General features: G+C 29.9%; 7 protein-coding genes. 3 read left to right on the top strand and 4 right to left on the bottom strand.

All coding sequences use genetic code 11. From position 1 onward, the window contains the following. Nucleotides 1-36: 36 nt before the first annotated feature. Together CW731_RS11920 and CW731_RS11915 are read right to left on the bottom strand one after the other, a co-directional pair. Complete coding sequence (locus CW731_RS11920; protein ID WP_100946944.1) at nt 37-2,046, bottom strand: hypothetical protein; 2,010 nt, start codon at nt 2,044-2,046, stop codon at nt 37-39. 130 nt (nt 2,047-2,176) lie between these two features. After that, nucleotides 2,177-4,927 (bottom strand): TonB-dependent receptor, encoded by a 2,751-nt coding sequence (locus CW731_RS11915; RefSeq protein ID WP_100946943.1) that lies wholly within the window; start codon nt 4,925-4,927, stop codon nt 2,177-2,179. A 331-nt stretch (nt 4,928-5,258) separates the two neighbouring features. Here CW731_RS11915 and CW731_RS11910 point away from each other — a divergent pair, with 331 nt between their 5' ends. Together CW731_RS11910 and CW731_RS11905 are read left to right on the top strand one after the other, a co-directional pair. Then, entirely contained in the window at nt 5,259-6,476 is a 1,218-nt protein-coding gene (locus CW731_RS11910; RefSeq protein ID WP_100946942.1) for a porin, read from the top strand. Nucleotides 6,477-6,556: 80 nt separating this feature from the next. Then, nucleotides 6,557-8,809, top strand: coding sequence for an inorganic phosphate transporter (locus CW731_RS11905; protein ID WP_100946941.1), 2,253 nt, complete (start codon nt 6,557-6,559; stop codon nt 8,807-8,809). A gap of 66 nt (nt 8,810-8,875) precedes the next feature. Here CW731_RS11905 and CW731_RS11900 read toward each other — a convergent pair whose 3' ends face one another. Both CW731_RS11900 and uvrC read right to left on the bottom strand, forming a co-directional pair. After that, nucleotides 8,876-11,074: a patatin-like phospholipase family protein gene (locus CW731_RS11900; protein ID WP_100946940.1), complete on the bottom strand. Its 2,199-nt coding sequence runs from the start codon at nt 11,072-11,074 to the stop codon at nt 8,876-8,878. Further along, the gene (gene uvrC, locus CW731_RS11895) at nt 11,074-12,867 is read right to left on the bottom strand and encodes an excinuclease ABC subunit UvrC (protein WP_100946939.1); all 1,794 of its coding nucleotides are present in this window, start codon (nt 12,865-12,867) and stop codon (nt 11,074-11,076) included. Before uvrC ends, CW731_RS11900 begins: the two co-directional genes overlap by 1 nt. A 183-nt stretch (nt 12,868-13,050) precedes the next feature. Here uvrC and CW731_RS11890 point away from each other — a divergent pair, with 183 nt between their 5' ends. Then, the gene (locus CW731_RS11890) at nt 13,051-13,452 is read left to right on the top strand and encodes a hypothetical protein (RefSeq protein ID WP_100946938.1); all 402 of its coding nucleotides are present in this window, start codon (nt 13,051-13,053) and stop codon (nt 13,450-13,452) included. Nucleotides 13,453-14,230 lie beyond the last annotated feature (778 nt).

Here is a 14,230-nt window from a genome sequence, read left to right as displayed (position 1 = left end):
AAAGCCTGCTTTTTTTATTCTATAAATACTATTAGACTACAAACCTGCACTTTTCCATGTCCAAGTAGAAACATCTACTTTAGTACCTGTCTTATACTCTGCAGTTGTTGTAGCAGCAGAACCATCTATAATAACATTTGCTAGAGGCCCATCATCTTTCATATCGATGTTTTTAGCATATCCTTCTAAATAAAGGTTTGTTATTGTTCCTCCAGATTTTTTCTTAAACTGTAACGCTGTTCCACCAGTAGTAGAAATAGCTGTAATGTTTTTAAATTTAGGATTTCCATTATCTTTATCTCCTTCAAAAACTGTAGAAAAACTTGCAATTGTATGAGAAATATAAGCATTTTCTACAGTACCATTCCACCCTTCTGTCCAATCTACAGAATCATCTTCATTGTTTACTAGGTATAAGTTTTTAGCAGAAACTGTTCCTCCAAAAAATTCTACACCATCATCTGCACCATCTATTACAGAAATATTTTCAACCATGGTTCCAGAGCCAACTGCATAAAAAGAAACTCCATTATACTGAGATTCTGAGTTAATTTGAGCTCCTGTTCCTTTAATTACTAAATATTTAATAGAACCTGAGTTATCTGTATCATTAGTACCTCCATATATGAATCCACCAACCTCTGCTTCTGCATTAACACCAGCAGTTGTTGTTGCATTACCACAAATTGTTAAACCTCCCCAATCTCCAGGAGTTCCTGATGCTGATGAAATTACAACTGGATTAGTTGATGTACCTTTAATATCTATTTTACCACCTTGTAATACTGCGATATAAACTCCAGTTCCTCCGTTTCTAGCTGTAATTTTTGTTCCAGCAGGAATGGTTAATGTAGCGCCAGACTGCACAATGTAAGATGAATTTAATGTATAACTTACAGAAGCGTCTAAAGTAACATTTGTAGTTACTGCACCTTGCAAAGTAGCACTGTCAAATGTTAAATCTGTAGGTACCCAATCAAAGTCTGAAGCATTAACGGTTGGTATAACACTTGTGTTTAAAGTATAAAAGTAATCTCCTGAAGCTGCCATTTCTTCTTCTTTAGCAAGTGCTACTGGTTTATAGCCATCAGAAAAAACGACATTTGAGGTATTACCACCATCTGCCATATCTAAATCTACATCATAACCACTTAAAGATAAACCAGAAATTGTACCTCCAGATTGTTTTTTAAACTGTAATGCTTTACCACCTACTGTAGAAATTGCAGTAATATTGTTAAATTTAGGTTTTCCGTTATCTTTATCTCCTTCAAAAACTGTAGAAAAACCAGATTTAGTATGAGAGATATAAGCTTTGTTAACACTACCGTTCCATCCTTCTGTCCAATCTATTGAATCATCTTCGTTATTTTCTAAATATAAATTAGAAACAGAAACTGTACCTCCAAAAAACTCTATACCGTCATCAGAACCATCAATTACAGCTACGTTACTTATTGTAGTTTCAGAACCAACAGCATATAAAGAAACTCCGTTGTACTGAGATGTTAAACTAATTTGAGCACCAGTACCTTTAATTACTAAATAATTAATAGAACCAGAGTTATCTTGATCATTTGAACCTCCATAGATAAAACCACCAACTTCTGCTTCTGCGTTTACACCAGCAGTTGTTGTTGCGTTACCGCAGATTGTTAAACCTCCCCAATCTCCAGGATTACCAGAAGCAGAAGACATAATAACTGGTGATGAAGCTGTACCTTGAATATCTATTTTACCACCTTGTAAAACTGCAATAAAAACACTTGTACCACCATTTAAAGCCTGAATTTTTGTTCCTGCAGGAACTGTTAATTTTGCTCCAGAGGCAACCGTAAAAGAAGAATTTAAATTATAAGCAATTCCAGAATCTAATGTGTAGTCTTCATCTAGACTACCTTTCATAATTCCTGCTTTTAAGTTTTCTATTACTTCAGACCCTTCAACTGGTAAAATAATCTCTGGTTCTTCACCACAACTAGTTAGCGCTAAAGTAGCTACAGAAAAAGCTACAATATTAAGAATTTTAAAAATTGATTTTTTCATTTTAATTTTGTTTAATTTTATTTAATTTTTACAAAGAAAGTACCTTAACCTTTCTTTTTCTTTACCTAAAGATTAATAGTATGTTAGGGTTTTTATTAATTTAATAGCTTTGTTAAGTAATAGTTAATAACTAGAATGTATACTTAATACTAAATGTTAACTGACTTCCTTTTTTATAAGATGATACAGTTTCATTCGTTTCTATATTAGAAATTATACTTCTTACTTTTTGTGTTTGGTTTATTTCTGGGTTTAATAAATTTTTACCTACTAATTTTACTGTAAAGTTTTTTGTTAATTCTTTACTTACAACTAAATCTAGTGTTACAAAACCTTTTTCTATAATCTCATCATTATACAACTCTGCACTATTTGCAAAATCTTCTGGAGAACCTAATACAAAAATTTTGTCTGAAGAATAATTACCAGTTAGCGTTGCAATAAATTCTTTTTCTTTTTTATTACTAAAACTTAAAGATCCATTAGCTATAAAATCTGATGCCCCTTGTAAACTAGATTTTGTAATATTTTTATATTGAAAATCTTCTAGCAAATCTTGCTTTAACCACATTTTAGTAATATTACCTGTTAGGTTTAAAACTCCTTCATCATCAGCATTTTTAATTAAATCAGTTTTAGCTTCTAATTCAAAACCATAAACACTTGCTTCTTTACCGCTATTTGAATACACAAAGTTACCAGAAGAACCTCTTGATTGTGCTAAAGTAATTGGATTCTTAATTTGTTTATAAAATGCTGTTCCTGAAAACAATTGCCCTCTTTTAGGAAAGACTTCATATTTTAAATCAAAATTATAAATATCAGATTTTTCTAAATTAGGATTTCCTTTTATGACTCTACCCGTTGGAGAAACATACTCAAAAGGAGCTAATTCTTTAAATTCTGGTAGAGTTTGTGTTACACTTGAAGCAAAACGTAAATATTGATTTTCTTTTAACTCATACTTTAAATTTACACTTGGGTACAAACTTTCATACACTCTATTAAAAGTACCAAGTCTACCAACGTAATTGGTAACATCCCACGTTACATCTAATTCATCTCTTTCAAAACGCAATCCTAAATTACCTGATAAATTATTATCTAAACTAAAATCGAAATTCACAAAACCTGCAAGAATATCTAAATCTGCATTATATCTATCTGTCTCACCGACCCTTAACCTTAGACCATTATTAAAACCTGCTGTTGTAAATGTTTCTGACAACTCATCTATAGACGGAGCCTTGAACCCTTTAGCCCTTACACCAACAAATAACGACTTAAAAGTTCTTTCTTTATGTCTATAGTTTAATCCGTAGTTTAAAGAATAAGGTTTATTATCATCTTCATCCTTAAAACCTAAAGCCCACCTATTTTCTACAAAAGCAGTATATTCTGTATCTTGTATTTTTTGACTAGATTTTCTTTGTTGATAATCGCCAACATGAGAGTATTGTATCTCTGGAGATGTTGTAATATCTAAAATATTTATTTCGTTTCTAATTCTATTTGGCTCTTCTGCTAAAACAAAATTGTAACCTCCAGCCCAATTTAAAGTGTTGTTTTCACTCCATTCATGCTCTCCTAATAACTGATTTACAAACATTGTTGTTTGTTTAAAGTTTTGATCTCTAACAAAAGCGCCTTCTTCTTGAGGATCTTGATCAAAAACATACCCCAAACCATTTCTACCTTGCTCATACAAATTGTCTGTACCTGTATTTACAAAAAGTGTATTATATTTTAACTTATTACTGTCGTTTAATTTTAATCTAAAATTCACATAACCTGTAGTGTTTGCTACAGCACCATACTCTTCCGCATCTGTAAAATCGCTATTTAAAACATTCGATCTGTACGTTTTAAAAATTCCTTTTTGGTGTGTAAAAGATTTAGAATGTGACCCTGTTAAGAAGACAGCTACTTCTTTTCCTAGAACTTGAAACTTCTGTCCTGCAGAAAAAGAACCACTAAAATTAATTGGAGTAGAGATTGTTTCTGTATCCCAACCTTGAAGAGTTATTAAGTTCTGTAATGCATAAGTTTTATTATGAAACCCTAAACTAACATCATTATTAATAATTGTTGTTCTAAAGTCATTTGAAAGGTTTAAAACATTTGTATTTACACCTCCTGACAACGATACAGAATATGCATTAGAAATAAATTCTTTTGAATTAATATCTACATTACCAGAACCTTGATCTGCATAACTAGCAGTTGTATATGTTTTACTAATACCCACATTCTTAATAACGTTTGTAGAAAATAGATTTAAATTAATATTTTTGTTTGAGACATCATCCGAAGGAATTGGCAAACCATTCATAGTCGTTGATAAATATCTATCTCCTAAACCTCTAATATAAATACTACCAGAGCTTTCACTTTTAGTAACTCCAGAAATTTTAGTAGTAGCACTTGCTGCGTTAGAAACGCCTATTTTTGCTAAGGTTTGTGCTCCAATGCTTTCTTTTATTACTGTCGCTTTTTTTTGTTCTAATAAAAGAGCATTGGCAGACTCTTTACTAGTAGAAGATTTAATTACAATTTCATCTAAACCAACACCTTCTTCTGCAGACATAATTTGGTTTATTTCTAAAGTCTCTCCTACCTTTATAGTAAAGGTTTTCTCTACTGTTTTATAACCTAAAAAACTAAAAGAGACTACATGTGTACCTGTAGGAATTTTAAAAGAGTAATTCCCATCAAAATCAGTAGTTGCCCCAAATGTAGTTCCTTTAATAAATACGTTTGCAAAAGGCAAAGGCTCATTATTTGTTTCTTTGTCCCTTAATAAGCCTTTCAAAGTTCCTTTGTCTTGGCCTATTAATACTTGACTTAGTGCTATAAAAGCAATAAATAATATTTTCTTCATTATAGTTCGTTATTTATATCGGCAAAAGTCCGTTTGTTTTGTAAACTATATGTTAGCTTTAAATTATGCTTGTATTACTGAAACATTACCTATATGTTAAGTCTTAATATTTATTAACAATTTATTAATTTAAAGAATACATCAATTTTAAATATTGACTAGATATTTGTAACATCTTTCTAGATAGAATGTCATCATAAATTAATTAGTTTTTGTCAACTATTTTATATGACTTACTGCCTTTGGCCAAGGCAGTTTTTATTTTTTAATGTTATTTTAACATTAACTTAACATTGTTAGTAGTTCTTTGTCGCGACAAAAACTATTAATTATGAGATTACCAATACTACACAACGTAGTAATGCTAGCTTGTGCGTGCACTTTTCTAAGCACTAATGCACAAGAAACTAATATACCCAATGCACCTAAATTTGGAAAAGGACTCTTTAATTTGATTGGAAAAGACAGTACTTGGTCTATGAAAATTGGTTTAAGGTTTCAAACTCTTGCCACTTCTAGTTGGGATGTTAGTAATGGTCTTTCTAATTCTGCTACTTCTTTTTTAATTAGAAGATCTCGTTTAAAGTTTGATGGATTTGCATATTCACCCAAATTAAAATATAAACTTGAATTAGGTTTATCTAATAGAGACCAATCTGGTGCGTCGAAATACACTAGTAATGCTCCAAGATATATTTTAGATGCTGTTTTAAAATGGAATTTCTCTGGAAACTTTTTTTTGTGGTTCGGGCAAACAAAACTACCAGGAAATAGAGAGCGTATTATTTCATCTGCAAACTTGCAACAAGTAGACAGGTCTCTATTAAATAGCAGATTTACTATAGATCGAGATATTGGAATTCAATTAAGACATTATTTTAACCTTACAGATACATTTTTAGTAAAAGAAATTTTTTCTATAGCACAAGGCGAAGGAAGAAATATTACTACCGGAAATATTGGTGGTTATCAATACACAACAAGGGTCGAATTATTCCCTTTCGGAGATTTTAAAAGTAAAGGAGATTATAAAGGAAGTGATTTAAAGTTTGAACAGCACCCAAAACTATCTCTCGGATTTGGATATGATTTTAATAACAATGCCTCTAAAACAAGAAGTAACCAAGGTTCTTATATGGTAAATGACATTGGTTTTTATACAACAAACATATCTACACTTTTTATTGACGCCATGTACAAACACAAAGGATTTTCTTTTATGGCAGAATACGCAAATAGAAATGCCACAGATGCTTTGGCAAAAAACTCAGACGGATCTTTAACAGGTAATGAAGTACAAATTGGTAATGGCTTAAATTTACAAACAGGTTATTTAGTGTCTAAAACGGTAGAAGTTTCTGCACGTTACACAAACGTAACTTTAGACAGAAATATTACAGGAAAAGGTGCAGAAAATCAATACACTTTAGGGCTATCTAAATATATTTCGGGCCATAAACTAAAAATTCAAACAGACGTAGGCTATACAGACATTGGCTTTAAAGCAAATCAATTGCTTTATAGACTGCAAGTAGATATTCATTTTTAATATCAGTTAACATAACATAAACATAACATTCACAACTTTTTGTGTTTGTAAATTTGCAAAACTTAATTTAATCAAACAAAATGGGAGATCCATATATTTTAATGTTAGTAGCTCTAGCTGTTTTAGCTATAGTAGATTTAGTAGTAGGAGTTAGTAATGATGCTGTTAACTTTTTAAATTCAGCAATTGGATCTAAAGCAATATCAGTAAGAAATATTATGATTATTGCTAGTTTGGGTGTATTCATGGGAGCTATTACTTCTAGCGGTATGATGGAAGTTGCACGTAAAGGTATTTTTAATCCTAGCATGTTTATGTTTCAAGACATCATGTTCATCTTTATGGCGGTAATGATTACAGATATTCTTTTACTAGATATTTTTAATTCTTTAGGAATGCCCACTTCTACAACAGTTTCTATTGTTTTTGAATTATTAGGAGCAGCGGTTTGTATTTCTTTAATAAAAATTTCTGCAAATGATGCACATTCTTTTAGCGATATTTGGAACTACATAAACCACGAAACAGCAACTAAAATTATTCTAGGAATTCTCCTTTCTGTAATTGTTGCATTTTCAATTGGTGCTATTGTTCAGTTTGTTTCTAGACTAATATATTCATTTAATTTTGATAAAAGACCAACATACATAAGTGCTTTATTTGGTGGTTTCGCTATAACAGCAATTACTTATTTCATCATTATAAAAGGAATGAAAGGAACTCCTTTTTATAAAGATGTAAAGTTTTTAATTGAAGGAAATACATTAACAATTATTGCGGGAAGTTTTCTTGTTTGGTCAGTTATTTCACAAATATTAATACAAGCGTTTAAAGTAAATATCTTAAAATTAATTATTGGTATTGGAACCTTCTCTTTAGCAATGGCATTTTCTGGTAATGATTTGGTAAACTTTGTTGGCGTACCAATTGCAGCATGGAACTCTTACCAAGCTTGGGAAGTTTCTGGTGTTGCAGCAGATGCTTTTTCAATGGGTGTTTTAGCTAAAAAAGTACCATCTAATGTTTGGTTATTACTTGTTGCTGGTGCTGTTATGGTAGTAACATTATGGACCTCTAGTAAAGCACAGAACGTTATTAAAACAGGTATCGATTTATCTAGACAAGGGGAAGGACACGAGAAATTTAAACCAAACCCGCTATCTAGAGTTACCGTAAGAACTGCTATGGCAATAAATGTAGGAATTAGATACATTTTACCAAAACCTACCTTAGCATATATAGACTCTAAGTTTACAAAACCTGTAATAGAATTACCAAAAGATAAAACATACGAGTTACCTGCTTTCGATTTAGTAAGAGCTTCTGTAAATTTAATTGTTGCTGGTATTTTAATATCTATTGCAACCTCTATGAAACTACCATTATCTACAACTTATGTAACATTTATGGTGGCTATGGGTACTTCTTTAGCAGATAGAGCTTGGGGAAGAGAAAGCGCAGTATATAGAGTAGCTGGTGTTTTAAATGTAATTGGTGGTTGGTTTCTAACTGCAATAACAGCATTCTTAGCCGCGGCCTTAGTTGCTTATTTAATTAGCTGGGACATGGTTATGATTCCTATTTTATTAGCAGTTGTTGCTTTTTTAATTGGAAGAAACTCTTTAATTCACAGAAGAAAAACAAAAGAAGAGAAAAAACAGGTATATATAGAAAGAGCGGAGTTAATTACAATAAATGGTGTAATAGAAGAAAGTGCAGATCATATTTCGGGTGTTGCAGATAGAGTAAATAAATTATACACTAATGTTGTAAACGATTTAGCAAATCATGATTTAAATAAATTACGTAAAACAGATAAACATGTTGGTAAATTAAATGATGAGATAGACGGATTAAAAGACGGTGTTTTCTATTTTATTAAATCTTTAGACGAAACCTCTGTACAAGCAAGTAGGTTTTATATTATGGTCTTAGGTTATTTACAAGATGTTGCACAGTCTATTAGTTATATCTCTAGAGCAAGTTACAAACACGTAAACAACAATCATAAAAATTTAAAGAAAGGTCAGTTAAAAGATTTAAAGCATATAGATGAAGAATTGTCTTCTTTATTATTAAAAGTTGCAGATGTTTTTGAAAAAAGAACTTTTGATAATTTAAGTGATATTTTAATCGAGAAGCAAGAGTTATTCAAAAATGTATCCGCATCTATAGAAAAGCAAGTAGCAAGAATTAGAACAGATGAAACAAGTCCTAAAAACACAACACTTTATTTTAGTTTGTTATTAGAAACAAAAGATTTAATTTCTGCTTTAATGAACCTCTTAAACACATATGAAGAATTCTATTTAAGTACAAAACAGAATAATTAGAGTTTAAACATTATATAACTTTAAAAAAACCATGATGAATTTCATGGTTTTTTTTATGCGTTTTATTTAAAACCAAAACCCTAAATTAAACAACCAATACCCTTCTGTATGATCTGGTGTCCAACTATATTTTAGCTCTATAGGCCCCAAAAAGGAATCATAACTGTAACCAACTGCGTATCCAGATTTTATATTATCAAAAAGATTAATATCTCTAAAAACATTATCCTCTAACCTTGCATAGTTTGCTATTAATGAAAAGTAATGTGAGCTTCCAACTCTGTATCTTAAATCTAACTGCGTTTTTATAAAGGAGTTATCAGATAAATCTGAAAACTTATAACCGTACATAGAAACAAAGGTGTTTATATAATTCTGATTATAACCACCAAGGTAAAAATCGAATGTATTAGAAGTTGGGCTACCAAGCGTAAAACCTGCTTCACTTGTCATTTGAAATGTAAACCGGTCTGCAAGAGTTGTTGCAAAACCCAAGGTACCTTTTGCTTGAGAAAACATTCTAAAATCGTTATTATAGTCAGATGAAGCTACATACCATTTAAAATTTAAGTCAGCAAAATACCCTTTAGTTGCAAAATATTTTTTATTATACGTATCTAATTTTAAATACCCAAAAGCACTTAAATAATTACTTTTATCTAGAATTGTTTCGGGGCTTGTTGTAGAAGCTAGTGTTTCTGTAGAAGCTTTTAACCATTTATGCTCCGCACCCAAACCCAACGCAAACTTTCTATTAAATGTTGTTTGAAAAAATACTTGATTGCTAAGGTCTGAATAACTCAAATTAATACTACTTACGTTTGGTAAGCCAGAAACCTGATTAAATTTAGAGTTACTTCTAAAATGGTTATATCTAGATCTAAAACCATAACTTATATAAAAACCATTATCTACAAAATAAGTTAAGTTGTACCTTAAGTTATCTCCTAAAATCATATTTAAAGAAAATAAATCATTATTTTTAAATAAATGTTTTTGATTATAATTTGCCAAAACACTAGATTTATACAATAAATCATAATGAACACCAAGCTTTAAATTGGCATTTTCATTAGATTCTTTTAATTGAAAATCTAATAAATAACTACCTTTTATTTTTTTAATTAAATTGTATTCAATTCTATTATAATTTCTTGTTGCAGAGAGCAGGTGTATTTTTTTAGTAATGTCAGCTCTAGATAAACTATCTCCTTCTTTAATATTTAACTTACCTAAAACATAAGCTCTAGTGTAATTAGATGCTCCTTGTATACCAATACTTGATATTAATAACCTCTCTGTACTAAATTTGATCGTTTTTCTTTTCTTTTTCACAGTTTGTTTCGCTGCTATTTCTTCAAAAACTTTTGCAAATTTCTCTGCTTCAACAGTTCCTTTTTCTAGAATTTCATTTTTTTTGTCAAAATCTACCACGTTATAATTAAATATTTCTGGATGAATATAGACATCTAACTTTTTTATTTCTTCATCTGATTTGCGATACATCTGGTAACTCATAATCTGATTTAACAAAGCAACTACAGAATTAATTTTTTCTTTCTGAAATAATTTTCCTTCGACATCTACGCCAATTACAATATCCATTCCTTTGTCTTTCATAATACTTACAGGAAAATTATTTGCAATACCACCATCAACTAAAAGCTTACCTTCAACTTCGACGGGGTTTAAAAGTGATGGAAAAGAACCACTAGCTCTTAAAGCAATTGGTAAAGAACCACTCTCTAATATTACCGGAGAACCATTTTCTACATCTGTAGCAATACAGAAAAAAGGAATAGGAAGTTTAGAGAAATCTTGATTTCCGTCTACAGAATCGAATAATTCTAATAATAGATTTAATACATTTTGTCCTTTAGAAATTGCTCTTGGTAATCCTATTTTCCCTTTATTTACAGGAAGCGTAATTACTGTTTTCTCTCCAAATTCTTTTTCAAAAAAAGTTTCTGAATTTCTTGGTAAGCGATCTCTAATCAACGTTAAAAAATCTGTTTTTAAAATAACTTCTTCTATTTGGTTTGCAGAATAGCCCGCAGCATATAAACCACCAATAATAGCACCCATACTTGTACCACCAACATAATCTATTTGTATACCAGCTTTGTCTATTGCTTTTAAAACACCAATATGTGCAAATCCTTTGGCTCCACCACCACTTAAAACCAAACCAACCTTAGGTTGCTTATTTTGACTAAAAATTACGGTTGTAAAAATTAAAAACAAGTAAATTAATTTCTTTTTCATTATTTCTTTTGGTGATAATATTCGTACACTTTCATAGCCCTAGAATGGCCAATTTCTATTTTTAAATCCTCTAAAGAAGCTTCTTTAACACGTTTTGCCGACTTAAATTTACGCAATAAAGTTGTAATTGTCTGTGCTCCTACATCCGGAATTTGCTCTAACTCAGATTTTATAGCACTTTTACTCCGTTTATTTCGGTGAAACGTAATTCCAAATCTATGTGCTTCGTTTCTTAAATACTGAGTAATCTTTAATGTTTCAGACTTTTTATCTAAATACAAAGGAATCGGATCATCTGGGTAATAAATTTCTTCTAACCTTTTCGCAATACCAATGATAGCAATTTTACCTCGCAAACCTAAAACCTCTAAACTTTTTAATGCAGATGATAATTGTCCTTTTCCTCCATCTACAATAATTAATTGTGGCAAAGACTGTTCTTCTTCTAACAAACGCTTATATCTTCTATAAACCACCTCTTCCATAGAACCAAAGTCATCGGGCCCAACAACCGTTTTTATATTGTAATGGCGGTATTCTTTTTTACTTGGTTTTCCGTCTCTAAAAACTACGCAAGCTGCAACAGGGTGTGTTCCTTGAATATTCGAGTTATCGAAACATTCTATATGACGTGGCTCTACAGAAAGACGTAAATCTTTTTTCATTTGCGCCATTATCCGTTTCACATGCCTGTCTGGATCTACAATTTGTACTTGCTTAAATTGCTCCATTCTATAATATTTTGCATTTCTTTCAGACAGTTCTACAATGCGTTTTTTGTCTCCTAATTTAGGAACCGTAACTTTTACACTTTCACCCATATTCACTTTAAAAGGTGCATAAATTTCTGGCGATTGAGAATTGAAACGCTGTCTTATTTCAACAATAAAAAGCTCTAATAACTCTTTATCTGTTTCATCTAATTTTTTCTTAATTTCTGTAGTGTGAGATTGAATAATAGATCCATTAGAAATCTTTAAAAAATTTGCATAACCATGGGTTTCATCAGAAATAATAGAAAAAACGTCTACGTTATTTATAGACGGATTTATAATGGTACTTTTTGATTGATAATTACCTAATAAATCAAGTTTTTCTTTAATTTTCTGTGCCTCCTCAAACTCCATTTTTTCTGCAAAATCTAACATCATTTCTTGAAACTTATCTAAACTTTCTTTAAAATTCCCTTTAATAATATTTCTAATTTCTTTAATAGAATTGTTATAATGACTTTCGGTTTCTAAGCCTTCACAAGCACCTTTGCAATTTTTTAAATGATATTCTAAACAGACTTTATATTTGCCTTCATTTATATTCTGATAACTTAAATCGTAATTACAAGTTCTTAACGGATACAGCTCTTTTATTAAATCTAATAAAACTCTAACCGTTCTAATAGATGTATAAGGGCCAAAATATTCTGAACCATCTTTTATAACGCTACGGGTCATAAAAATTCTAGGAAAACGTTCTTTTTTAATACACAACCAAGGGTAACTTTTATCGTCTTTTAATAGAATATTGTAACGTGGTTTGTATTTTTTTATTAGGTTATTCTCTAATAATAAAGCGTCTGTTTCTGTATCTACAACAATATGTTTTATCTGTACAATTTTTTTTACTAGAACTCTAGTTTTACCATTTTCATGATTTTTATTGAAGTAAGAAGAAACCCTTTTCTTTAAATTTTTAGCTTTACCAACGTAAATAATTACATCGTTTTTATCAAAATACTGATAAACACCCGGTTCATTTGGTAAGGTTTTTACTTGAAGTTCTAAAGATGCAGACATGGTACGAAATTACACAATTTTTAAATATTGAATAAAGTATAACACCTAAAAATATTAATTTATAAAATAGGTGAAAACACCTGTTTTACATTAAAATACAGGTATTAAGACATCGTTTCTATTTATTTTTATTTAGTTTTATCATCTAATCAAACTTTTTTATAAATTTTAAAACTATTTAACATGGAAAAACAACCAAACGACGTACCAAAACCGAACCCTAGAAACACTATTAGTTTAAAAACTGCAAAAGAATGGACTAAAAGATGGCGTACAATGGAGTCTTCTTATAACGCACATCAAGACTGTAGAGCTTTTAACATTCCTTTAAAAGATTTAAAAGAAGCTATTTTAGAAGGTGCCGCAAGTGTTAGAGCTTATATTGGTGTAGAAAAATTAAAAGTTGAAGGTGAAAATGTATATATAGAAAAACTAATGATTGTTGGTGTAGATAAAAATGGTAAAGACATGATTTCTTCTTTAGACGGAATTAGTTTAGATGATGAAGGTGGAGAAATTTACGATTTTTCAGAGCCTTGTCCATCTAGTTGTGATCCAGATAGCCCTTTAAATGGCCCTAATTAATGACTTTTAAATATGTATTAATATATTTAGGCTATTTTATTTTAGCTCTTAATACAATTCTTTATTTTAAAAGCTATCGACAAAAATCGATAGCTTTTAAAATAATCTGTTATTATCTTTTGTTTTGTCTTATTCTACAAATGCGTGTTTCCTATTTAAGTCGTCAACAAATATCTAATCTTTTTTTATCTCATTATTATTTTGTGGGGCAATTTTTATTTTTGAGTTTTTTTTATAAATCTATCTTAAAATCTAAAATTAAAAAAAGATTAATTAACCTATTCTTATTTATCATCCCTTTTTTAATTATTATAATTTATTATATAAACCCTCTAGATTATTTTAAATTTAATTTAACAGAAGTCATCATAACCTCTTTACCTTTAGTCTTCTATTCTATCTTATTCTTTTCAGAAAACTTAAATGCTACAAAAAAATTTATTTATCTAAATTCTGGTGTTTTTATTTATTTAATTTCTAGTACTTTTTTATTCTCTGTTGGTAATCTTATTAACGGTTCAACTTCAGAACATTCTTTCAAAAATTATATTTGGCTCTTAAATGCCTTTATTTATTTAGTTTATCAAATCTTAATTTTTACAGAATGGTATAAAAACTTTAGAAAATCCTTAAACACAATTAATTAATATACAGCTACTTGAGGTTAATTAACAAAACCAAGTATAAATACCCGATTTTTATAAAGCGTTATAAATACAGCATATAATCTACTATATTTACGATAACTTATTTTTCCGTAATTTTGTTTTGTCTTACA

It is taken from the genome of Polaribacter sp. ALD11 (assembly GCF_002831685.1).
Taxonomy (GTDB): Bacteria; Bacteroidota; Bacteroidia; order Flavobacteriales; family Flavobacteriaceae; genus Polaribacter.
This window is presented reverse-complemented; position numbering and strand designations above follow the sequence as displayed.